General features: G+C 69.4%; 20 protein-coding genes. 13 read left to right on the forward strand and 7 right to left on the reverse strand.

Annotated features, from left to right (window positions below; translation table 11 throughout):
• Positions 1 to 18: 18 nt before the first annotated feature.
• The 3 genes from J5226_RS21800 to J5226_RS21810 all read right to left on the reverse strand — a co-directional run bounded on the left by J5226_RS21800 (position 19) and on the right by J5226_RS21810 (position 3480).
• Complete coding sequence (locus J5226_RS21800) at positions 19 to 1104, reverse strand: SRPBCC family protein (RefSeq protein WP_215836970.1); 1086 nt, start codon at positions 1102 to 1104, stop codon at positions 19 to 21.
• A 523-nt stretch (positions 1105 to 1627) separates the two neighbouring features.
• Complete coding sequence (locus J5226_RS21805) at positions 1628 to 2281, reverse strand: response regulator transcription factor (RefSeq protein WP_215836971.1); 654 nt, start codon at positions 2279 to 2281, stop codon at positions 1628 to 1630.
• A complete protein-coding gene (locus J5226_RS21810; protein WP_215836972.1) occupies positions 2278 to 3480 on the reverse strand; it encodes a sensor histidine kinase in 1203 nt (400 codons plus the stop codon). The genes J5226_RS21805 and J5226_RS21810 overlap by 4 nt, the downstream gene beginning before the upstream one ends.
• A gap of 144 nt (positions 3481 to 3624) precedes the next feature.
• Between J5226_RS21810 and J5226_RS21815 the strand changes: the two genes are divergently transcribed.
• The 5 genes from J5226_RS21815 (at position 3625) to J5226_RS21835 (ending at position 6897) form a co-directional block, all read left to right on the forward strand.
• A complete protein-coding gene (locus J5226_RS21815; protein WP_215836973.1) occupies positions 3625 to 4239 on the forward strand; it encodes a GNAT family N-acetyltransferase in 615 nt (204 codons plus the stop codon).
• A complete protein-coding gene (gene minC / locus J5226_RS21820; protein ID WP_255322884.1) occupies positions 4236 to 5042 on the forward strand; it encodes a septum site-determining protein MinC in 807 nt (268 codons plus the stop codon). Before J5226_RS21815 ends, minC begins: the two co-directional genes overlap by 4 nt.
• 25 nt (positions 5043 to 5067) lie before the next feature.
• Positions 5068 to 5877 carry a septum site-determining protein MinD gene (gene minD, locus J5226_RS21825; RefSeq protein ID WP_215836975.1) on the forward strand — a complete coding sequence of 270 codons (810 nt, stop codon included), beginning with the start codon at positions 5068 to 5070 and terminating at the stop codon, positions 5875 to 5877.
• 4 nt (positions 5878 to 5881) lie between these two features.
• Entirely contained in the window at positions 5882 to 6148 is a 267-nt protein-coding gene (gene minE, locus J5226_RS21830; RefSeq protein ID WP_057946887.1) for a cell division topological specificity factor MinE, read from the forward strand.
• Between the two features lie 281 nt (positions 6149 to 6429).
• Positions 6430 to 6897 (forward strand): hypothetical protein, encoded by a 468-nt coding sequence (locus J5226_RS21835; RefSeq protein ID WP_215836976.1) that lies wholly within the window; start codon positions 6430 to 6432, stop codon positions 6895 to 6897.
• A 316-nt stretch (positions 6898 to 7213) separates the two neighbouring features.
• Here J5226_RS21835 and J5226_RS21840 read toward each other — a convergent pair whose 3' ends face one another.
• Positions 7214 to 7594, reverse strand: coding sequence for a hypothetical protein (locus J5226_RS21840; protein ID WP_215836977.1), 381 nt, complete (start codon positions 7592 to 7594; stop codon positions 7214 to 7216).
• Positions 7595 to 8111: 517 nt separating this feature from the next.
• Between J5226_RS21840 and J5226_RS21845 the strand changes: the two genes are divergently transcribed.
• A complete protein-coding gene (locus J5226_RS21845) occupies positions 8112 to 10145 on the forward strand; it encodes a M2 family metallopeptidase (RefSeq protein ID WP_215836978.1) in 2034 nt (677 codons plus the stop codon).
• Between the two features lie 312 nt (positions 10146 to 10457).
• Positions 10458 to 11966 (forward strand): amidohydrolase family protein, encoded by a 1509-nt coding sequence (locus J5226_RS21850; protein WP_215836979.1) that lies wholly within the window; start codon positions 10458 to 10460, stop codon positions 11964 to 11966.
• A 208-nt stretch (positions 11967 to 12174) separates the two neighbouring features.
• On the opposite strand, the gene J5226_RS21855 is transcribed toward J5226_RS21850, so the two are convergent.
• Entirely contained in the window at positions 12175 to 12957 is a 783-nt protein-coding gene (locus tag J5226_RS21855) for a helix-turn-helix transcriptional regulator (protein WP_215836980.1), read from the reverse strand.
• Between the two features lie 108 nt (positions 12958 to 13065).
• Here J5226_RS21855 and J5226_RS21860 point away from each other — a divergent pair, with 108 nt between their 5' ends.
• The 5 genes from J5226_RS21860 to J5226_RS21880 all read left to right on the forward strand — a co-directional run bounded on the left by J5226_RS21860 (position 13066) and on the right by J5226_RS21880 (position 19790).
• Positions 13066 to 13965, forward strand: coding sequence for a DMT family transporter (locus tag J5226_RS21860; protein ID WP_215836981.1), 900 nt, complete (start codon positions 13066 to 13068; stop codon positions 13963 to 13965).
• A gap of 501 nt (positions 13966 to 14466) precedes the next feature.
• Positions 14467 to 15105 carry a TlpA disulfide reductase family protein gene (locus J5226_RS21865; protein WP_215836982.1) on the forward strand — a complete coding sequence of 213 codons (639 nt, stop codon included), beginning with the start codon at positions 14467 to 14469 and terminating at the stop codon, positions 15103 to 15105.
• A 174-nt stretch (positions 15106 to 15279) separates the two neighbouring features.
• Positions 15280 to 15501 (forward strand): hypothetical protein, encoded by a 222-nt coding sequence (locus tag J5226_RS21870; protein WP_215836983.1) that lies wholly within the window; start codon positions 15280 to 15282, stop codon positions 15499 to 15501.
• Positions 15502 to 15940: 439 nt separating this feature from the next.
• The gene (locus tag J5226_RS21875; protein ID WP_215836984.1) at positions 15941 to 19261 is read left to right on the forward strand and encodes a winged helix-turn-helix domain-containing protein; all 3321 of its coding nucleotides are present in this window, start codon (positions 15941 to 15943) and stop codon (positions 19259 to 19261) included.
• Positions 19262 to 19277: 16 nt separating this feature from the next.
• Positions 19278 to 19790 (forward strand): hypothetical protein, encoded by a 513-nt coding sequence (locus J5226_RS21880; protein WP_255322885.1) that lies wholly within the window; start codon positions 19278 to 19280, stop codon positions 19788 to 19790.
• Between the two features lie 175 nt (positions 19791 to 19965).
• On the opposite strand, the gene J5226_RS21885 is transcribed toward J5226_RS21880, so the two are convergent.
• Positions 19966 to 20349, reverse strand: coding sequence for a ribonuclease domain-containing protein (locus J5226_RS21885; protein ID WP_215836985.1), 384 nt, complete (start codon positions 20347 to 20349; stop codon positions 19966 to 19968).
• Positions 20350 to 20432: 83 nt separating this feature from the next.
• Positions 20433 to 20816 (reverse strand): hypothetical protein, encoded by a 384-nt coding sequence (locus tag J5226_RS21890; protein WP_215836986.1) that lies wholly within the window; start codon positions 20814 to 20816, stop codon positions 20433 to 20435.
• Positions 20817 to 21271: 455 nt separating this feature from the next.
• Here J5226_RS21890 and J5226_RS21895 point away from each other — a divergent pair, with 455 nt between their 5' ends.
• Complete coding sequence (locus tag J5226_RS21895) at positions 21272 to 22702, forward strand: hypothetical protein (protein ID WP_215836987.1); 1431 nt, start codon at positions 21272 to 21274, stop codon at positions 22700 to 22702.
• The last annotated feature ends 259 nt before the right edge of the window (positions 22703 to 22961 follow it).

A 22961-nucleotide genomic window follows, 5' to 3' on the forward strand; every position in this document is an offset into this window, starting at 1 on the left:
GTCGCGCGGGCGGCGGTCTTACTTGACCGGCCAGTAGACGTCGAACTGGCCCAGGGCCGGGTCGAAGCTCTGGTCGATGCCGGCCTTCCACGACTCGTACGGACGGTCGGCGGTGGCGTAGCCGCGGGTCATGGCCCACGCGCGCACGGCGTCGCGCACCGGCGGCAGCGCGGCGAAGTTGTGGCCGCCGCTGGAGGCGACGACGACCTTCGAGGCCGGCAGCAGCGAGGCCTTGACCGGGCCTTCGATCTTCACGTCGATCGCGGCGGCGTCGCCGGTGGCGGTGTCGCCCTTCTTGCGCACGACCTGCACGGTGTCGAAGTCGTAGGTTTCGGTGCCGAACTCGTTGGTCACGATGCGCACCGGACCGACCGCTTCCAGGCCGTTGGCGGCGATGACCTTGTTGATCCATTCCATGTTGGAGTGGATCTGCGCCTTGATCTTGTCGTTGTTGCGCTCGACCGCGGCGTTGACGCTGAGGATGTTCTCGGCCGGACGGTCGACGACCTTCGGCGCGTTGTTCGGATCGGTTTCCGACAGCTTGGCGTAGTCGTAGTTCGGGACCGTCGCCAGCAGGTTGCTCAGGCGCTGCAGACCCATCTTGATGTCTTCGCCGACGCTGCTGCTGACGTACAGGCCGGAGTAGCGGCCGAGCAGGTTGAAGCCGTAGTCGACGTCGTAGGTCTGGGTGATCTCGACGTTGCGGTTGTTCTTGCCGGTCGGCTTGAAGGTGAACTCGGAACGCTTGTTGTCGCCGCGCTCCGGGTTGGTGATCTTGTAGCCGACCAGCTTGCCCGGCTCGCTCTTGACGATTTCCCAGCTGCCGTTGCCCAGGCCGCGTTCCTTCGACGAGTACTCCAGGCGGGCGCCCACGCCCTCGTCCTTGCCGACCAGCTTGATCTCCATGGCGGGGTCGCGCAGCGCCAACGGGTTCCACTCCTTGAAGCGACGCAGGCTGTTCAAGGTGTCGAACACGATGGTCATCTTGCGGTTGGTCTCCACCGAATGCGACAGGTGGCGGCTCGACGGCAGAATGATGCCGACGACCAGGAACAGCACGGCGACGATCGCCAGGGAAATCAGAATCTCGATCAGACGGGTCATTCAGGGTTCTCCAGGGCCGGGCCCAGGTGCGGGCCAGGGGCGCAGACCCGCAATCGTAGCAAGATAAATCCCGGCAAGGGCAGCCGTCACAAGCAAGAAACCCCATCGGAACGCACCGCGACGGGCCAGGGCGGCGAAAAGCGCGCAATTGGCCGGCTTTGTGCCGTCTCGATGCCGCATTCGCCCTGGTATGCAGGCGCGGCGGGAGCGCGGAAGCGCAAATCAAGTCAAGTCGGAATGCCGCCGCGGCGCCCGCTCGGGCGGGTTCGCGCGCCGCGGGATGCGTTCGCGCGCGGGCGCATGCGACGAAAGTAGAACGCGGGGCGGAAACGCCGGACGGCGGCGAGCTTCGTGCCCATCGCGATCCGAAAGTCCGGCGTCGTGCCCGGGCGCGGCCGCGCAGCCGGGCTTGGGCGAGCGGCGCCGCCCGGATGCGGTCGCGCAAACCGAGCTTGGACCGGCGAGCCGACGGCCCGCGCGCCCGCGAACGCCCGACGCAACGCGCCGGGCCGGTACGACGGCCTCAGACCAATTGCAGCTCGAACGCCTTGAGCACCGCCCGGGTGCGGTCGCGCACGCCGAGCTTGGACAGGATGTTGGACACGTGGTTCTTGATCGTGCCCTCCGCCACGCCCAGCGAATTGGCGATTTCCTTATTGGAAAAACCGCCGGCCATCAGCCGCAGGATCTCGGTCTCGCGCTCGGTCAGCGGGTCGGGCCGGTCCAGGCTGACGAAGTCGTTGCGCATGTGCTCCAGGCCCGAGAGCAGGCGCTGGGTCATCGCCGGCTGCACCAGCGAGCCGCCGTCGGCCACGGTCTGGATCGCGCCGACCAGTTGCTCCAGCGACACGTCCTTGAGCAGGTAGCCCTTGGCCCCGGCCTTGAGCCCAGCCAGGACCAGTTGGTCGTCGTCGAAGGTGGTGAGAATGATGGTCGGCGGCAGGTAGCCGCTGCGGGCCAGGGCCTGCAGCGCCTCCAGGCCGGACATCACCGGCATGCGCATGTCCATCAGCACCACGTCCGGGCGCAGGTTCGGGATCATGTCGACCGCCTGGCGGCCGTCGCCGGCCTCGGCCACGACCTCGATGCCGTCGGCCAGGGCGAGCAGCGAGCGCACGCCTTGCCGGACCAGGGTCTGGTCGTCGACGAGCAGCACGCGGATGGGGTTTGGGATCATGTCGGAGCTCCTTCGCGGCCCATCGCGGCCGCGGTGGCGGGCAGAGTCAGGCGCAGGCTGAAGCCGGCCTCGGCCCGGGTTTCGATTCGTAGCTGGCCACCGTACTGCATCAGCCGCTCGCGCATGCCGCGCAGGCCGTTGCCGGCGATCAGATGGTCGGCGCCGCGGCCGTCGTCGCGCGCGCTCATGACGATGCGGCCGTCGTCGCGGCGCACGTCGATCCACAGATGCTGGGCGCCGGCGTGGCGCACCGCATTGGTGATGATTTCCTGGGTGCAGCGCAGCAGCACGTGGGCGCGCTCGGGGTCGTCCAGGGTCAGCGGGGTTTCGATGTCCATGCGGATGTCCAGCGCGGGCACGTTCTCGGCCAGCGGGCGCAGCGCCAGCGACAGGTCGATGGCGCCGTTCTCGCGCAGCTGGCTGACCGCCTCGCGCACGTCGGTGAGCAGCAATCGCGCCAGAGTATGCGCCTGCTGCACGTGTTCCTTGACCCGCCCTTCCGACAGGTGCCCGGCCACTTCCAGGTTGAGGCTGAGCGCGGTGAGGTGGTGGCCGAGCAGGTCGTGCAGTTCGCGCGAAATGCGCGTGCGCTCGTTGATGCGCGCGCTTTCGGCCAGCAGCGCGCGGGTCGCGCGCAGCTCGGCGTTGAGCCGGCGCTGGTCCTCGCGCGCCTGGGCCTGCTGCATCGCCACCAGCGAGCTGACGAACACCAGGCTGGAGAACCCGGCGTAGGCCACCGATTGCACGATCGCCACCACCAGCGGCTGGCCGATCGCGATCACGAACACCGGGATGATCGACAGATTGCTCAGGATCAGCCACGCCACCCCGACCCGCAGCGGCAGCAGCCACGGCAGCAGCCCGGCCACGACCATCAGCAGGATGCTGCCGATGCCGGAGTTGGAGTAATAGCCCACGCCGATGGCGCAGGCGGTCAGCACCAGCAGCAAGGCGTGGTCGGCCGGCCCCGGCCGGCGCTGGCCGAGCCCGCGGCTGGCCCACCAATAGACCGCGCCGAACGCCAGGTGGATCGCCACCCAGCGCAGGATCAGCAGGAAAAAGGTGTGCTCGCCGCCGCCGGGCAGCGACGCCGCCGCCTCCGGTTCCAGCCACATGATCACCAGCCAGCACCCGGCCACCCCCCAGGTGAACAGCCCGGCGAATCGCATCAGTTGGGTGGGGGTAAGGCGGGCCAGCATGAATGCATGCTAACGGTAGCGGCCGTCGGCCGGAGCCGTCCGAAAGTCATGGACCCCGGCGTTCGCCCCCCGGCCTCCCCCCGTGCGATAATCGCGGCCGCCGGCACGGATTGCGCGCCGGCTTGTAAATATCTGGAGCCTGGAATGTCGATCGTCGTCCGCGACGTGCGCGAGCACGAGCTGGATTCCGTCCTTGCCCTCAACAACGCCGCCGGGCCTGCGATCCTGCCGCTGGATGCGGCGCGTCTGCGTCACTTCTTCGATACCGCCGAATATTTCCGCGTCGCCGAACGCGACGGCACCCTGGCCGGTTTCCTGATCGGCGTGGGTTCGGCCGCCGGCCACGACAGCAGCAATTTCAGCTGGTTCCGCGAGCGCTACCCGGACTTTTTCTATATCGACCGCATCGTCGTCGCCAGCCGCCGCCGCGGCGGCGGCGTCGGCCGCGCGTTCTACGCCGACGCGCAGAGCTACGCCGAGCTGCGTTACCCGCAGCTGGCCTGCGAAGTGTTCCTGGAAGGCGGCAACGACCCGGCGCTGCTGTTCCACGGCAGCTTCGGTTTCCGCGAGGTCGGCCAGCACGTGATGGAAGAATCCGGCCTGCGCGCGGCGATGCTGATGAAATCCCTGTGCAGCTACGAATGGGTGCGCCAGACCTACGGCGACGCCCTGCCCGAAGCCTCGTGGCTGACCCGCCCGCGCGTGCCGGCCGCGCGCCTGCACGCCGACGCGCCGCGTCCCACCGGGACCTGCCCGTGAGCGTGGCCGTGGATTACGAACAGGCCGGCGAACTCAAAATCGGCCAGGTCGGCATCGCCAACCTGCGCATCCGCACCCTCGACGTACCGCGTCTGGTCGAGGAAATGCGCAGCCGCGTGCAGCGCGCGCCGAACATGTTCGGCCGCGCCGCGGTGGTGATCGATTTCGGCGGACTCACCCACACGCCCGACGCGGCCACCGCGCAAGCCTTGCTCGACGGATTGCGCGCCGCCGGCGTGCTGCCGGTGGCGCTGGCCTACGGCACCAGCGAGATCGAAAAGCTCTCACAGGCCTTGGGGCTGCCGTTGCTGGCCAAGTTCCGCGCGGGTTACGAGCGCGGCGAAGGCGCGGTGGCGGAAGCGGCTCCGGCCGCGGCGCCGCGGCGCGAGGCGCCGGCGCCGGCGCCTGTCGCCGCCGAGCCGGCCAAGGCGCCGCGGCCTCTCGGAAACGCAGCGGCGGTCGCGCCGGCCTCTTCGGTGGGCATGATCCAATCCGCCCCGGTGCGCTCGGGCCAGCAGATCTACGCCGACAACCGCGACCTGACCGTGCTGACCACCGTCGGCGCCGGCGCGGAAGTCATCGCCGACGGCTCGGTGCACATCTACGGCCCGCTGCGCGGCCGCGCCCTCGCCGGCGCGCAAGGCAACGCCCGCGCGCGAATTTTCTGCCGCGAGTTCTATGCCGAACTCGTGGCGATCGCCGGGCACTACAAAGTGCTCGAAGACATCCCCAAGGACCTGCGCGGCAAGCCGGTGCAGGTCTGGCTGGAAGACGAACAAATCAAGATTGCGGCGCTGGACTGACGCCGCACGAACGGAGGAACGTATTTTGACCGAGATCATTGTTGTCACTTCGGGCAAGGGCGGCGTCGGCAAGACCACGACCAGCGCCAGCCTGTCCTGCGGCCTCGCCCGACGCGGCCACAAAGTCGCGGTCATCGACTTCGACGTCGGCCTGCGCAACCTCGACCTGATCATGGGCTGCGAACGCCGCGTCGTGTACGACTTCGTCAACGTCGTCAACGGCGAAGCCACGCTCAAGCAAGCGCTGATCAAGGACAAGCGTTTCGAAACGCTGTTCATCCTGGCCGCGTCGCAGACCCGCGACAAGGACGCGCTGACCAAGGAAGGCGTGCAGAAGGTGCTGGAAGACCTCACCGCCGACGGCTTCGACTACATCGTCTGCGATTCGCCGGCCGGCATCGAAAAGGGCGCGTTCCTGGCCATGTACTTCGCCGACCAGGCGGTCGTGGTGGTGAACCCGGAAGTGTCCTCGGTGCGCGACTCCGACCGCATCCTCGGCCTGCTCTCGTCCAAGACCCGCCGCGCCGAGAACGGCGAGCGCGTCAAGGAACACTTGCTGCTGACCCGCTACAGCCCCAAGCGGGTGGAAACCGGCGAGATGCTCAGCATCGGCGACGTCGAGGAAATCCTCGGCCTCAAGACCGTCGGCGTGATCCCCGAGTCCGGCGACGTGCTCAACGCCTCCAACAAGGGCGAGCCGGTGATCCTGGAAACCGAATCCGACGCTGCCCAGGCTTACGACGATGCCGTCGCCCGCCTGCTCGGCGACACCCGTCCGATGCGCTTCACCCAAGTGGAAAAGAAGGGCTTCTTCAGCAAGATCTTCGGAGGCTGAGCTCATGGGTCTGTTCGACTTCCTGCTGGCCAAGAAGCAAACCGCCGCGGTCGCCAAGGACCGCCTGCGGATCATCGTCGCGCACGAGCGCGCCGGCCGCGGCGGCCCGGACTATCTGCCGATGCTGCAGCGCGAACTGTTGGAAGTGATCCGCAAGTACGTCAACGTCGATGTCGAAGCGGTCAAGGTCGATGTGGTCAAGGAAGGCCAGCACGACGTGCTCGACATCTCGGTGGCGCTGCCCGATGCGCCGGGGTCGACGCCGGCGTAAGGCCGAGGATGCGACGGCGGCCGGGGTCCGGCCGCTTTTGCCGCGTTGCGACGATCGCCGCGCGGCTTCGCGATCCGCCTGTAGGAGCGGCGTGAGCCGCGACGCGCGCAATCTGCGCGCGAGCGTCGTCTTCGTGTTCGCGGCGGTTCGCGCCGTTGCGCTTTGAATGCATGGGCCGGGCGTTTTTCGCTTCGGTCGGTGCGTGGTATTGAACTTCTTCGGTTGGTCGCGGCTCACGCCGCTCCTACAAAGACCGATCCGCAACTCCGGCTCCACTCGCCATGCTCACCCTCGCCGACATCGCCTTCGACGACGCCTCCGCCCTGCTCGCCCGCTACGGGCTGAGCCTGGTGCATGTGGCCGACGGCGAAGCCATTCCCGGCAGCTATTGGGGCGACAGCGAGGCCGGCATCATCGCCAGCACCGTCTACGTGCGCGACGACACCCCGGTGCATTCGATGCTGCACGAGGCCTGCCATCTGATCGTGTTGCCGCCGCAGCGGCGCGCGGCGGTGCACACCGACGCCACCGATTCGATCGAGGAAGAGGACGCGGTGCTGGTGCTGCAGACCGTGCTCGCCGAAGCCATTCCCGGCGCCGGGCGCGAGCGCATGTTCGCGGACATGGATGCGTGGGGCTACACCTTCCGCCTGGGCTCGGCCAAGGCTTACGTCGAGCAGGACGCGGAGACGTCGTGGCGATGGCTGGCCGAACGCGGCCTGGTGAAGCTGCCCGAACGCACGCTGTGACTCGCGCAGGGGCCGTCAGGCCCGGCACGCGGTGATTTGCGGGAGGGCCGTCAGGCCCGATGCGCTGCGACTCGCGCAATGGCCGTCGGGCCCGATGCGCTTCGCTGGGAACGTCGCGCCGCTTTAAGTAAGCCGCAAGCGAACCGTCCGACTCCATCGTTCCGAGCGGCCACCGACGCCCTCCCTGGCGCCGACGCCATTCGAACCGTGCGGAGCGGCTATCCCCATAACCGGCCCCGGCTTGCACTACTGGTGCTTCCCTTCCCCTGAAGCGCCATCCAAGGCGCCACTCTCCCCGAGTTCCTGCGCGGCGCGCTCAGTGCGCGGCCAGATGCTCGCGCGGCTCGCGCACGACCGGCGCGGCCAAATCTGGCAGCGCCACGGCGCGGTCGACTTCGACCTCCGCCTCGGCGACCGGATCGGGCAAGGCGCGCGCGGCGCTGCGGTTGGGGCCGGCGTCGGCCGGCCCGTTGATCATGACCACGCCCACCGCGGCCATCGCCAGCAGGGCGAACAAGACGATGCGGACGGCGCGGCGGGCGAACGAACGGCGGCTGCGGACCGGCGCGTCGGGCGCCTGGGCCCAGCTCAAGTCCGCGCTGAACAAACGGGCGCCGCCGTCGCGTCCGCTCAGCGGCAAGGCCGTCAGCGTGGCGGTGTGCAACTTGCCGTTGGCGGAACCCAAGCTCTGTTTCATGCCTTATCCGTTGCAGCCTATACACGGTGCCGGAGTCCCCACCCCGGCGCGGCCAGCCGATGAACGGCTGCCCTTGGACGTCACTTTTTCCGTTTTCGCGTCACAAATCAAATCGATTTTCGTGACAAGGGCCCGATTCGTTCCATCACGCGCTGTTTCCCAGGCTGAACGAAAACGCGATTCAGGTCGCGTCCGTTGCGCGGGGACCGCGTGAATACCGAATATTTAACAATCTAACCGATTACACGAAACGAAATTTTTACATTATTTCGCGAACCTGTCAGCAGTTTGTCATGAACGAAACGACCGACTCAGCCAAAAACGGCCGTCGGGCCACATTCCGGTAATCGTTTTCACGGGCCCGACTGTGCCGGATTTGCGCAAACCCGTCTCAGCGCATGTCGCGCCGGCGCCTGGCTTCGAGACGCGTCGCACTGCGGCTTGCGCCATCCCGACCCGCCCTCTAGCCTTCCGGTTCGCGCGCCAGGCGCGACACTTTTTTCTGGAGAGAGCACACATGAAACCTGTCCGCGCCCTTTTGGCGCTCGGCGTCGCCGCGGCCGTGTTCGGCCTGGCCGGCTGCAAGAAGGAACCCGCCCCCGCCCCGAGCGCCAACGCCCCGGCCGCCGCGCCGGCCGGCGAAACCGCGGACCAGTTCATCGCTCGGGTCAACGACGAATACAAGAAGATGTATCCGGAGATGACCGCCGCGCAGTGGCTGTCGTCGACCTACATCAACGACGACAGCCAGCTGCTCTCGGCCAAGGCCAACGAGCGCTATCTGACCCAGCTCAACAGCTGGATCGAGCAGTCCAAGAAGTTCGAAGGCCAGCCGATGTCGCCGGCCACCGCGCGCGCGATCCAACTGCTGAAGATCGGCACCGCGATGCCGGCGCCGAAGGATCCGGCCAAGCTCGCCGAACTCACCCAGATCGCCACGCGCATGGAAGGCATGTACGGCTCGGGCAGCTATTGCAGCGGCCCTGGCGACACCGATTGCCGCCAGCTCGGCGAACTCGAGGACGTGCTGCGCAACAGCCGCGACTACGACGCTCAGCTCGACGCCTGGAAGGGCTGGCACACCATCTCCAAGCCGATGCGCAAGGACTACACGCGCTTCGTCGAACTGGTCAACGAAGGCGCGCGCAACCTCGGCTACGCCGACACCGGCGAGCTGTGGCGCTCGGGCTACGACATGAGCCCGGCGGAACTGTCGGCCGAGACCGACCGCCTGTGGGGCCAGGTCAAGCCGCTGTACGAACAGCTGCACTGCTACACCCGCTCGCGCCTGGAAACCAAGTACGGCAACGACAAGGGCCAGGTCGGCGGCGGCATGCTGCCGGCGCATCTGCTCGGCAATATGTGGCAGCAGGATTGGGGCAACTTGTGGGACGTGCTGGCGCCGTACAGCGAGCAGCAGGCCGGCAGCCTCGACATCAACGGCGCGCTGGCGCGCCAGTACCAGCAAGTGCTCGACGCGCAGCGCAACAAGGCCGGCGGCGAAGGCGACACCGCGCAGCAGGCGCAGGTCGAAGTCGACGCCGCGCTCGCCAACGCCAAGCGCATGACCGAACGCGCGCAGGACTTCTACGTCTCGCTCGGCATGCCCAAGCTGCCCGACAGCTATTGGAACAAGACCCAGTTCGTGAAGCCGCGCGACCGCGACGTGGTCTGCCACGCCAGCGCCTGGGACATGAACATGAGCGGCGACGTGCGCACCAAGATGTGCATCAAGCCGAACGAAGAAGACTTCACCACGATCTATCACGAGCTCGGCCACGTCTATTACTACCTGGCCTACAACAAGCAGCCGCCGCTGTTCCAGACCGGCGCGCACGACGGCTTCCACGAAGCCATCGGCGACACCATCGTGCTGGCGATGACGCCGAAGTACCTGTCCTCGATCGGCATGGTCGGCAGCCCGCAGCAGAGCCAGGAAGCGCTGATCAATGCGCAGATGCGCATGGCCCTGGCCAAGGTGTCGTTCCTGCCGTTCGGCCTGATGATCGACCGCTGGCGCTGGGGCGTGTTCGACGGTTCGATCAAGCCCGACCAGTACAACAAGGCGTGGTGGGAACTGAAGGCCAAGTACCAGGGCGTCGCGCCGACGCAGGCGCGCGGCGAAGAGTTCTTCGACGCCGGCGCCAAGTACCACGTGCCGGGCAACACGCCGTACACGCGCTACTTCCTCTCGCACATCCTGCAGTTCCAGTTCTACAAGTCGCTGTGCGACGCGGCCGGCTACAAGGGCCCGCTGTACGAGTGCAGCTTCTACGGCAACAAGGCCGCCGGCGCCAAGTTCGAGGCGATGCTGAGCAAGGGCGCGAGCCAGCCGTGGCAGCAGACGATGAAGGAACTGACCGGCGGCGAGAAGATGGACGCCTCGGCGGTGCTGGAATACTTCGCGCCGCTGCAGACCTGGCTCAAGCAGCAGAACGAAGGCAAGAGCTGCGGCTGGCAGGCCTCGGCCGCGGGCGCTCCGGCGCCGGTGTCGCCGGCCGCCAAGCCGGCGGCGAAGACCGAGGCGCCGGCCAAGCCCGCCAAGGGCTGAGCGGCGTTCTCAGCGCGAAACCGACGGGCCGGCTCATGCCGGCCCGTTTTTTTTGGGCGGCGGCGCCGCAGCCGCAAATGCGCGCGCGGATGCTGCGACGCTCATCGCCCCCGCCATTTCGCAGCGACCTGCATTCCCCGTTTCTCTTCTCTCGTTCCTCGATCCTCATCTCTCGTTCCCAGTTTCCCGTCCCCAACCGCCCGATCCGATCAATCCCCCCCGCCCGACCCGGTACTGGCGCCCGGCCCGGCGCCGGCCGATGATCCGGGCCTGACCGGCGACCTCCCGCCGCTTCCGACGAGCCCGACCCGCATGACCGCTTCCCGCCGCACCGCCCCCCGCCGCACCGCCCTCGCTCTGCTCGCGGCCGTCTTCGCCGCCGGCGGCGCCCACGCCGCCGAACGCGCCGCCGAGCCGGTGGATCTGCTGATCCGCCACGCCAACGTCGTCGACGTGATCGCCGGCCAGCTGCGCGCCGACCGCCTGATCGCGGTGCGCGGCGACCGCATCGTCGCGGTCGAACCCGACGCCCGCGCCGCGCGCTTCGCCGCGCAGCGCAGCATCGACGCCCACGGCAAGTACGCGATTCCCGGCCTGTGGGACATGCACGTGCACTTCGGCGGCGGCGACCAACTGATCGAAGAGAACAAGAACTTGCTGCCGCTGTACGTCGCCCACGGCATCGCCGCGGTGCGCGACGCCGCCGGCGACCTGAGCCCGAGCGTGTTCGAATGGCGCGACGCGGTCGCCGCCGGCCGCCTCGACGGCCCGACGATCTTCACTTCGGGCCCGAAGCTGGAAGGCTACAAATCGATTTGGCCGGGCGACATCGAAGTCGGCAGCAGCGCCGAAATCGCCAAGGCGCTGGATCAGCTGCAGGGCTGGAAGGTCGACTTCGTCAAGATCACCGACAACACCTTGTCGCCGGAATTGTTCATGGACGCGCTCAAGCAGGCGCGCGCGCGCGGGCTGCGGGTGTCGGCGCACGTGCCGTTCGTGTTGCCCATCGACGAAGTCAGCCAGGCCGGTTTGAGTTCGATCGAACACGTCGAATACGCGTACAAGGCCGGCTCGTCGAAGGAAGCCGAGATCAGCGCGATGGTCCGTCGCGGCGAGATCGACAGCCGCGAAGGTTGGAACCGCATCCAAGCGACGTTCGACCGCAAGACCGCGCTCGCCGCCTACCGCCGCCTCGCCCAGCGCGGCACGGCGGTGACGCCGACGCTCAACGGCAGCTTCGTCACCACGTATCTGGATCGCGACGACCACAAGAACGATCCCTACCTGCAGTACATCGGGCCGGGGTTGCAGGCGACGTACGCGTGGCGGGTCGAGCGCGCGGCCAAGGACGACGCCGCGGCGATCGTGCGCCGGCACGAGCGCTACGAGCGCAACGCTTCGATCCTGCCGCTGTTGCAGCAGGCCGGCGTCAACATCCTCGCCGGTACCGACGCAGGCTTCCTCAATTCGTTCAACTACCCGGGCGTCGGGCTGCACGATGAGATGCAGCGCTTCGTCGAGAACGGCCTGACCCCGCTGCAGACGCTGCGCGCGGCGACGATCAACGGCGCGCGCTTCCTCGGCCAGGACAAGGAACATGGGTCGCTGGCGGCGGGCAAGGCGGCCGACATCGTGTTGCTCGATGCCGACCCGCTGCGCGATATCGGAGCGACGCGGAAGATCGATACGTTCGTGCTGCGCGGCAAGGTGCACGACCGCGCGGCGCTGGATGCGATGTTGGCGCAGGTGCGCGGGGAAGTGGCGGCGCAGCGGGCGGCGGCGGATGCGGCGAAGGCGAAGCAGGACGGCGCTAAGCGTTGAGGTTCGCTGGGCTGCGGGTTTCGCGGGGATAGTCGGGTATCGCCGTAGTCGCGTTGTCGCGGTCGCAGCTCGCGCAGCTCCTACAGGGGGCTATGTAGGAGCTGCGCGAGCTGCGACCGCGAAAATTCGGCGACGGCGCGGCTTCCATCGCGCCGGAACGTTCGCGGTCGCGGCTCACGCCGCTCCTACACGCGCATCGCGCCGCCGCTCATCCTTTCTTCGCCTGCCGGAACTTCTGCGGCGTCGTCCCGCTGAACTGCTGGAACATCGCGATGAACGCCGACGCGCTCGCGTACCCCATGTCGGCCGCCACTTGCTGCACGCTGCGGCCCTGCTCCAACAACGGCACCGATTGCTGGAAGCGCAGGCGCTGCCGCCATTGCGCGAACGACATCCCCAACTCGTCGCGGCAACGCCGGCTCAAGGTGCGCTCGGTGGTGTGCACGCGCTGCGCCCATTCCTCCAGCGTGGTGTTGTCGCCCGGCGCGTGCTGCAGCGCGTCCAGGATCGGCCCGAGCAGGCGGTCGTCGCTGTGCGGGACGAAGCTGAGCAGCATCGGCGTGGCCAGCAACTTATCGATCAGCACCCGCGCCAGCCGCCGGTCGGCGGGCGAGTCGGGAATCTCGACGCCGCGGTCGAACAAATCCTCGACGCCGGCCAGGAACAACGGATGCAGGCGCACGATGCCGGGCGTGGCCGGCAGCGCCGGGGTGTAGCGCTCGGCGATGTTGATCAACCGGCATTTCACCTCGCGCCGGTTGTGCGAGGTGTGGTCCATGCCGGCCGGAATCCAGGCCGCGTAGCCCGGCGGCGCGAACAGCGGCTGGCCCTCGACCACGAACGACATGCTGCCGGATTCGACGAACGCCAGCTGGCCCCAGGGATGGCGGTGCAGCGCGCTCTCGGTGTCCACCGCCAGCGCCTCGTAGCGCAGCAGCAGCGGGCCGGGCAATGAACGGTAGGGGTAATGGAACTGGCGGCTGCGGCGCATTTGTCCGGGGCTCGCTACGGCGTGTCGGGTTATCGGCATTTGCCGGCTACCCGACATTCTAAAATAAGCGGCCCCCACGTTGTACCCGTTGTACGAAGGATGTCCGCGATGCACCTGTTACTGCCGATCCTGGCCACCTTGATCTGGGCCGGAAACACGATCGTCAGCAAGCTCTCGGCCGGCGCGATCGAGCCGGCGGCGATCTCGTTCTACCGCTGGCTGGTCGCGCTGCTGGCGCTGACCCCGTTCCTGCTGCCGCGGGTGTGGGCGCTGCGCGCGCAGGTGCGGCCGTACTGGCGCAAGCTGGTGGTGCTGGCCGCGCTGGGCATGGTCATGTACCAGTCGCTAGCTTATTTCGCCGCGCACAGCGTCAGCGCGATGACGATGGGCCTGGTGGTGGCGGCGATTCCACCGATGACGATGGTCATCGGCATGGTCGTGCTCAAGACCCGTCCCTCGCCCGGGATGTTGATCGGCGCGGCGGTGTCGTTCGTCGGCCTGACCTGGCTGCTCAGCGGCGGCCACCCGGCGCTGCTGGTCCAGCAAGGCCTCGGCCGCGGCGAACTGATGATGCTGCTGGCCGCGTTCTCCTACGCGCTGTACGGCGTGCTGGTGAAGCGCTGGGCGCTGCCGATCCCGAACGGCGAATCGCTGTACCTGCAGATCCTGTGCGGCACCGTGCTGTTGCTGCCGGGCTTCCTGCTCGCGCCGTCGGTGGCGCTGACCGCGCACAACCTGCCGCTGGTGCTGTACGCCGGCATCCTCGCCTCGACCCTGGCGCCGTGGTTCTGGATGCACGGTCTGCTGCGCTTGGGCACGGACAAGACCGCGGTGCTGATGAACCTCACCCCGGTGTTCACCGCGGCGCTGGCGGTGATGCTGCTGGGCGAACCCTTGCAGCTGTATCACTGGATCGGCGGCGGATTGACCCTGCTCGGCGTGGCGGTGGCGCAGGCGTTGAAGCAGAAGCCGGCGCCGGTGTTGCGGGTGCAAGAGTGCGCGGGCTGAGTTTCGGGTTGCGCCGTAGGCCGGTTGTCGCGGTCGCAGCTTGCGCGGCTCCTACAGCCCGAAACGAGACTCGGCGGAGATCTTGTAGGAGCGGCGTGAGCCGCGACCGTGAAACCGCGCCTGCGTCGTCGGCCGCCTAGCGCGGTCGCAGCTTACGCAGCTCCTACCGTCTGAAACGCAACTCGCCGGAGCCCTTGTAGGAGCGGCGTGAGCCGCGACCGCGAAACCGCGCTTGCCTCGTCGGCCGCCTAACGCGGTCGCAGCTTACGCAGCTCCTACCGTCTGAAACGCAACTCGCCGAAGCCCCCTGTAGGAGCGGCGCGAGCCGCGACCGCGCAACCGCGCTTGCGTCGTAAGCCGCCTATCGCCGTCGCCGCTCACGCCGCATCTCCACGCGAACGACCGCCGACATTCCTCGCCCCACGCGCACCCCGCGCCGCCGCATCCGCCCTGTGAGCCGCGTCAAGTTCGCCGTCTGCGCGCGCTGTTAGGGTCGCAGACATGTCGTCGCCACCCGACAGCGTTTCCGCCGCCAACCCGCGTCCGCCCTACGTCTTGTGGGCGGCGCTGGCCTTGGCGAGCGCGCTGGTGGTGGCGCTGGGTTGGCAGCTCATGCGCTTGCGCGAGGATCAGCGTTGGCTGGTCGATCGGGTCAACCTTCCTTATGTCGGCATGTTCGTGCCGCAGGTCGCGGCGACCGCGCTCGACGGGCGCGCGGTGGCGCTGGGCCAGCCGCACGGGCAGCGGCAGGTGCTGTTCTTCTTCAACACCACCTGCCCGCACTGCCGCGCCTCGCTGCCGCAACTCAAGCTGGCCGCGCGCGAGCTGCGCAAGCACGCCGGCGTCGAATTGGTCGGCGTGGCCTTCGCCACGCCCGCGCAGACCGCCGCCTACGCGCGCGAGCACGCGCTGGACTTTCCGCTGATCGCCGTCGACGACGACCGCCGCACCCAGGCGCTGTTCCGCGCGCGCCGGGTGCCGTCGCTGTTGGTGATCGGCGGCGACGGCCGGGTGCGCTATCAGCGCGTCGGCGAGCTCAACGGCAAAACCCCGTTGCACGAATTGCTGCGCGCGGCGACGGCGGCGGAACCGCCGGCGGCGACGCGCGAGGTTTCACCCAAAGCGCTCGCGGCGCGTTGACCGGCGCGCCCGGCGGCGCGGCGACGCGCGCGGCACGGGGCGGCGAAACGCGACGCGGGCTTGCAAGCGCTAGGCGCGCGCCGCGGCACCGCGGGCGCGCCGAACGTCGCGGCGACGACGACGCCGCACCGCCGCCGCGCGGGGAACGCGGCGACCGACGACAGGAGCAAGACCATGACCGAACGCAAGCGTGGTGTCCGGATCGCCCTCGCGGCGCTGTTGTTCTGCGCAGCGATGGGATTCGGCGCGTTCCAGGTGGTCGCCGGCAACGGCGCCGCACCGTCCCAATCCGATTACTGCGACAACATCGCCTGCCGCGCCGAATGTCCCGGCTTCGGCGGCGACCTCGGCCCCGGCGGGCCGGGCCGTCCGGATGTTTGCTATTGCTGCGGCTGATCCCCCTCGGCCGCACGCCTGTGCCGGCCGCGGGGGGTGGCCCCCGGCCGGCTTTTTTTTGATCGATCCGCGCACCGCGCCCACCCCAGCCCCCTCGATCCGCGCCCGCGCCCCGCTTCCGAAACGCCGCCCGCGACGACCGTCCGTCGCGCGCCCGCGCGCGTTACGCAAAACGCGACCGCCAGCGGACAAGCGTGGCGGCGAGTTTGCCCATACTGCACGCGCGCGCTTCGCTTGCAGATTCGATACAGACGCAAGCCACAAGGTTTGTTAGTTTGCGCACGGCAACACACCCCGCCCGACGTCGCGAAGGGGCGCGACGTCCACGGCGGCCTCTCGCCCGTCGCGCCGGCCTTGGCCGCGGATGCGGGGCGCGCATGAGGCCTCATGCGACACCGGCCCCGACGTAGACCAGACACGAACGCGAGCGGACGCTGCGATGCCCCAACGCATCGAACGGATCAAGAACCTGGCCAGCGTGTCGCAGTTCCGCATCGGCGCGTCGCTGGTGCAGCCCGACCGTCTGGCGATCGTGCGCGAGGGCCAGTCCACGGCGCTGGAACCGCGCATGATGGAAGTGCTGATCGCGCTGGCCGAACGCGCCGGCGAAGTGGTCAGCGCCGAGCAGTTGCTGATCGAGATCTGGCGCGGCACGTTCTACGGCGACAACCCGGTGCACAAGACCATCGCCCAGCTGCGCCGGCGTTTGGGCGATAGCAGCCGCGAACCGGAATACATCGAGACCATCCGCAAGCGCGGCTATCGCTTGGTCGCGCCGGTGACCTTCCCCGACGACTACCGCAGCGGCCTGCCGCGCGCGGCGGCGTGGACCCAGGGCAGCCCGTACGTCGGCCTGCGTTCGTTCGACCAAGACCACGCCGGCGTGTTCTTCGGCCGCAGCCGCGCCACCGCCGAGTTGCTGGCGACGCTGCGCGAGCAGATCGACAACCAGCGCCGCTTCGTCCTGGTGTCCGGCGCCAGCGGCTGCGGCAAGACCTCGCTGCTGCGCGCCGGCGTGCTGCCGCTGCTGCGCCAGGACGGCGGTTTCGACGGGCTGCACGCGCTCGCCAGCGCCTACTTCGACCTCGGCGCCTGCCGCGGCGGCGACCTGCTCGCGCGGCTGGCGCAGTCGCTGTGCGCGTGGTCGCTGGACGGCCGGCCGGTGTTCCTGGACAGCGAAGCGCCGTGGCTCGAGCAACAACTGCGCGCCGCGCCCGAGGCGGTGCGCGCGCGCATCGACGACGCGTTCGCGCGCCGCACCGCGCCGCTGGCCGAGCGCGCGCATCTGCTGCTGGTGGTCGATCACGCCGAAGCCGCGGTCGCCGCGCCCGGCATCGGCGAGGCCGACCGCCGCGACTTCGGCGCCGCGCTCGACGCGCTGTGCGCGAGCGCGCGGGTCGCCGCCATCGCCATCACCCGCAGCGATTTCTATCCGGCGCTGGTGGAGAAAGTGCCGGGGCTGGCCGAACTCAAGGCCGGCGACGGCCACATCGATCTGCTGACCCCGCGCATCGGCGAGATCGGCCAGATCATCCGCGCGCCGGCGGCGCTGGCCGGATTGAGCTTCGAGGAAGACCCCGACAGCTCGCTGCGCCTGGACGACTTGCTGCGCGACGCCGCCGCCGAGCATCCCGATTCGCTGCCGCTGCTGCAGCACACCTTGCAGGCGCTGTACGAACGCCAGGGCGACGGCGGCCTGCTGCGGCTGGCGACCTACCGCGAACTCGGCGGCCTGGAGGGCGCGCTGGCGCACCGCGCCGAGCAAGTGTTCGGCGAACTGCCGGCGACGGCGCAGGCCAGTCTGGAACGGGTGCTGGCGGCGCTGATCGTGATCCGCCCCGACAGCGACGCGGTCACCGGCCGGCGGGTGCCGTGGTCGAGCCTGGACGACGCGGCCGCGCGCGAACTGGCCGAAGCCTTCGTGCGCGCGCGCCTGTTCGTCGGCGAACTCAGCGGCGGCGAACCCGGTTTCGGCGTCGCCCACGAAGCGCTGCTGCGGCAATGGCCGCGCGCGCGCGAGTGGACGCGCGAGAACCGGCAACTGCTGCAAGCGCGCGAGCGCCTGCAACGCGCGGCGCGGCGCTGGGCCGCGGAAGGCCGGCGCAACGATCACTTGCTCAATCCCGGCCGGCCGCTGGCCGAAGCGCGCGAGGCCGCGCGCCGCCTGCCCGATCAGCTCGACGGCGACGACCGCGAATTCCTGCACGCCTGCGAACGCCAGCAGCGGCGCAAGCAATGGCTGCGCGCGGGCGCGATCGGCGCGCTGTGCGCGCTGGCCCTGGTCGCCACCGGCCTGGGCCTGCAGGCGTGGCAGGCGCGGCGCGAGGCCGAGCAGCGGCGCGATCAGGCGCAGAAGCTGGTCGCCTTCATGCTCGACGACTTGGCCGAACAGCTGCGCCCGCTCGGCAACCTCAAGCTGCTGCGCAGCATCGGCAATCAATCCTTGTCCTATCTGGAGCGCATGCCGGAAACCGACATGCAGCCGCGCGAATTGGTCAGCCACGCGCGCGCGCTGCGCACGGTCGGCGAAGTGCTGCTGGACCAGGGCAAGTTCGACGACGCACGGGCCGCGTTCGAGCGCGCCCAGGCCGCCTCGGCGCGCGCGCTCGAGCAAGAACCGCAATCGCTGGAAGCGCTGGCCGAGACCGGCACGACCGCTTACTGGCTGGGCTACCACGACTACAAGCAGAAGAAGTACGACACCACGCGCACCCACTGGCAGGCGTATCTGCGCGCCTCCGAACGTCTGGTCCAGCGCGCGCCGGGCGATCCGCGCTGGCGCCTGGAGCTGTCCTACGCGCTCAACAATCTCGGCACCTTGGCTTACAGCAGCCAGCGCCTGGACGAGGCCGGCGACCTGTTCGCGCGCTCGGTGGCGATCAAGCGGCAATTGCTCGCCGACAAGCCCGACGACAGTTCGCTGCGCTACGAACTGGTCGACAGCCTGTCGTGGCTGAGCAGCGCGCAGGACGCGCGCGGCTTGTTGGCCGAAGCCGCGCAAGGCTATGCCGCGCAAACCCGGATGCTGCGCGAACTGGTCGACAGCGAGCCCAACGCCGACGAATGGCGGCGCAAGCTGGCGACCTCGCTGCTGCGCAGCTCGGTGTTGGCGCTGGACCGCGGCGAACTCGATCAGGCCGAGCGCGAGAGCGCCGAATCGGTGCGCATGCTGCGAAGCCTCGCCGAGCAGCAGCCCGACAACCAAACCTGGCAGCGCAACCTCGGCCACGCCTACGCGCACGCCGGCTGGGTCGCGGCGATGGCCGGTTCGCGCGAGCGCGCGCTCGAACGCCTGCGCGCGGCGCAGCGCACGCTGGCGCCGATCATGCAGGCCAGCGACCGGCCGCCGGAGTGGCGCTTGCTCGACGCGACGGTGCGGCTGCGATTGGTCCAGGCCGATCCGCTGGCCGCGGCCGAGGACGCCGACGCGGTCATCGCCGACCTGCAGAAATTGCAGGAAAGCGCGCCGACCGATCTGCCCAACCGCTCCAGCCTCGCGCGCGCGCTGGTCTGGCGCGGCGAGCGCTACGCCGCGGCCGGCGACGCGGCGCGCGCGCGCCAGGATTTCGTCCGCGTCGATCAACTGCTGACCGCGTTCGCGCCCGACACCCGCGAACGCGTCGCGCTCGACGCCTGGACCCGCGCGCTGGTGCGCCTGGGCGCGCGCGCGCGCGCCGCGCGCCAGATCGCCTGGCTGCAACACGCCGGCTACCGCCATCCCGGTTTCGTAGCGCTTTACGAAACCGCTCCCCAGCCCTGACCGATAGGAATCGCTCATGCCCAAGAAAGAATCCGCCAAGCCGGCGACCGCGTCCGACAAAAGGAAGAAGCCCACGCCGTGGGACGGCCAATACCCGGTCCACCCGATCGAGCTGACCGTCGCCCACGTCGGTTTCGGCGGCAACGCCGGCAAGGGCCATTACTTCTACAGCTTCGCCCCGGACGTGGTGACCTTCCAGCAGCCCGGCGGGCTGTGGATCGAATACGTGTTCGAGATCCAGGTGCCGGAGCGCTTCGAGATCATCAACGTGCTGACCTCCGACGCCAAGGGCCAGATCGAGCCGCCGGTGTTCGATCCGCCGCAGGAGAAGGACGTCTACCGCCGCCGCGTGTACCTGTTCAACCACAACACCGAATCGACGCTGATCTTCTTCACCGTGCTGGTGCGCGACAAGTTCAGCAACTACAACGACGTGCAGGTGATTTCCTGCGATCCGCAGGTCGGCAACGATCCGCAGATCGTGCCGGGCACGGGCAAGGGCGGCGGCAAGAAGGGCAAGAAGGGCTGAGCCCACGGGCCACGGGCGGCGCGCGCGCCGCTCGTGGTCGCCGCGGCTCGGTTCGGAACGAAGGCATCGGGCCCGCAGCGCTCGCGCGAGCCGTTGGACCCGATGCTGCACGCGCGACGGCGACGGCGGCGCTTCGGCCGACGTTCTTCGCCGCCGCGGCCTCATCGCGCGACGATCAAGTGATCTCGCAGAAATTCGCGTAATGATCCGGCGTGTAGTAGCGCATCGCGATCGTTTTCTTGGTCCCGTCGTTGACCAGATACACCAGCCGGCGCAGCCCGGCGTCGCCGTTGTCCTTGCGGATCTTGCCTTCCCAATACACCTGCCCGCGGCCGGCATTGGGCAGCTTGCCTTCGTTGTTGGAGAAGATCTGCACGTCCATGCCGGCGCGGCCGCATTCGGCCACCGGGTCGACCGCGGTGATGCAGAACGACATGGTGCGCATGGCTTCGCGGATGTCCGGCGGCAAGCTGGTGCAGGCGCGCGGCTTGGCCGCGGCCGGGGCGGCGGCGAGCAGGCACAGACTCAGCGCCAGGGCGGCGCGGGTGAACGGATTCATGGCGATGCTCCTCGATAGGGACGGATCGGCGATGCGGGACAACGCGGCGGCGGCGCCCCCGCGCCGCCGCCGCATCCGGGCCCTTAGGTGCCCGCGACCTGACAGAAGCTCTTGAAGTTGTCCTGGGTGAAATAGCGCTTGGCGATCGGCTTGCCCTTGGCGCCGACGGCGACGTTGTAGACCAGCCCCTGCGGCGAACCCAGCAGCGCCGGCGAGGCGCGCCAGTACTGGGCGCCGATCCCGCCCAGCGGCGGCAGCAGGCCCTGGGCGTTGTCGTAGACGCGGGCGTTGAGGCGGAACTTGAGGCAGCCCTTGACCGGGTCGGCGCCGCGCACGCAGATGTCGAAGTCGCGGACCATCGCGGCCGGCGGCGGGGTCTTGCAGGCCGGCGGCTCGGCGGCCAGGGCCGGCGCGGCGGCGGCGAGCAGGACGGCCGACAGCGACCACTTCACAAGTTTGGCGTTCATGAGTTCTCTCTCTCCGGAAGAAGGTGGGCCCGCGCCGGCCCGGCCCGGAGGCCGCCTGCGCGTGGCTGCGGCTGAAACCGCGCCGCCACCTTGGGCGCGCCGCCGCGCCCGCGCCTTCCGGCAACCTTACGGTCGCGGCCGGAGGCGGCGGCGCCGGTGAGGCTCGGTGGGGACGCCGTAGACCGGCGGTGAGCGGGCCGCGAACCACGGTGAGGCAGGCGCCCGGACCCGCCCTCCTGCGCCGGCGGACACCGTCCCAGCGCCCACACGCACGCGCCAACCCATTGAAAGAAAAGCGCTTCGCGCTCCGTAAGGTTGCCGTAAGGCGCGAAAGCGGGCGCCGCGCGCAGCCTGCGCGGCAACGGATCGCCGCCCGCCGCGTTCCGCCGCCGACGCGCCGCCAGGCGCGCGGCCACCGGCGCGCACGCCGCCCCGCGGCGAGGCAGGAGCGCGACATGACCGCATACGAGCCCCCCTATTCCCATGTCGGCGAAGCGTCGGCGCCGACGCTGGAGTCGCCGGACGAAGAGGTCGGGCCCTTGTCGCAGTTCCGCCACGGCGCCCAGGACCGGCGCCTGCTGGAGCTCGCCCGGCTCGACGCCGGGCTGGCCGCCAACGCCGACTTCGACGACAAGCCCTGGGGGCTGCTGTACCGCGCCCTGGTCGATTCGATCGGGCTGTCGCCGGACGACTTCCAGCTCTCCTACCCCGCCACGCCCTGGGACTGGCCCTGCCCGCAGGAAGGTTTCATCCACGCCGCCCAGTACGACTTCTGCGCCACGGCGCCGCAGTGGAGCGCGATCGGCGCCTACGTCTCCAGCGGCGACACCGTGCACCAGGGCTATCAGCAGTTCCTCAACGTCGCCCTGGCCCAGACCGACTACCGCACCCTGCGCCAGCACCTCAACGACGCCGACGACGCGCTGACCACGGCCACCAACCAGTACACCCTGGCCACCACCTCGGCCGCCTCGGCCTACGCCGCCCAGGTCGAGGACAACCAGCCCAGCTTCACCCACTGGCTCGGCGGCGCGCGCGGGCGCAGCTACCAAGGCCGCATCGTCGCCGCGCAGGTGGCGATGAATCAGGCCCAGGCGCATTACGCCGCGCTGGTCGCGCAGTGCCAGTCGCCGGAACTCGGCCACGCCCAGCGCCGCTGCGGCGACGAGCGTTTCCACGTGCGCCTGTCCGATCTCAACCTGATCCGCATGCCGAAGGTGCCGGACTGGCGCTTGGCCCAGAGCAGCGACGACTGGGTCGCGCAGGTCGAAGCCGGACGCGGCCCGGCCGGGGTCACGCTCGGTTTCAGCAACCGCGAGGCGCCTTACGACTTCGCCCAGACCTGGGCCGGCCGCCGCGGCCGCATCCGCCAGTTGTTCTGGCAGGCGCGCATCAACGGCCGCTGGGAGCGCATCGACGAATTCGAGTTCGACAACAAGCTGGAGCTGTCGCTGGACTTCCAGGCGGTGGACACCATCGCGATCCGTCCGGGCGAATGGTTCGACGGCGAGTTCGCGCGCTCGATGATCGACGGACCGTTCATGCCCGGCTACAGCGCCTTCGGCGGCGACACCGTGGAAACCCGCGGCCAGCCGGTGTTCGGCGAGCGCGGCTTCTTCGGGTTGGTGAAGAGCGGTTTGTGCGTGGGCTACCGGCCCTCGTTCGCGATCCGCACCAACACCTCGACCTTCCGCCGCTTCGCCGATCCGTTCAAGGCCGCCACCGCGCTGCGGATCGGGCCGTTCGTGTTCGAAGCCGACGGCGGCAGCGTCGCGGCCGGCTGGAAGGCCGACGCGGCGACCCAAACCTTCACCGGCGCCAGCACCTCGCGCAGCCCGCTGATCCTCGGCGCGACCGTGGCGGAGTTGCCGAACGCCGGCGGCTGAAGCGCGCTACCGAACAAAACCGCCGGCGCGCGCAGCGCCGGCGGCAGCAGCAAGCATCGGCTCGCCGCGGCAGCGACCCCAGCGCGGTCGCGGCACAGCATCCGCGGGGATCGTCCAGCGACGGCGATCCCCGTCCGGGCCGATGGGGAACCGGCTTGCAGGAGCCGGTTCCGGCAATCCGGCCGGTGCGCGTCCGTCAGGGGGCGGGCGCGCACCGGCCGGAGCTTGCACATCCGTGCGGTGCGAGGCGTTGGCGATG

This window comes from Lysobacter sp. K5869, assembly GCF_018847975.1.
Lineage (GTDB): Bacteria > Pseudomonadota > Gammaproteobacteria > Xanthomonadales > Xanthomonadaceae > Lysobacter.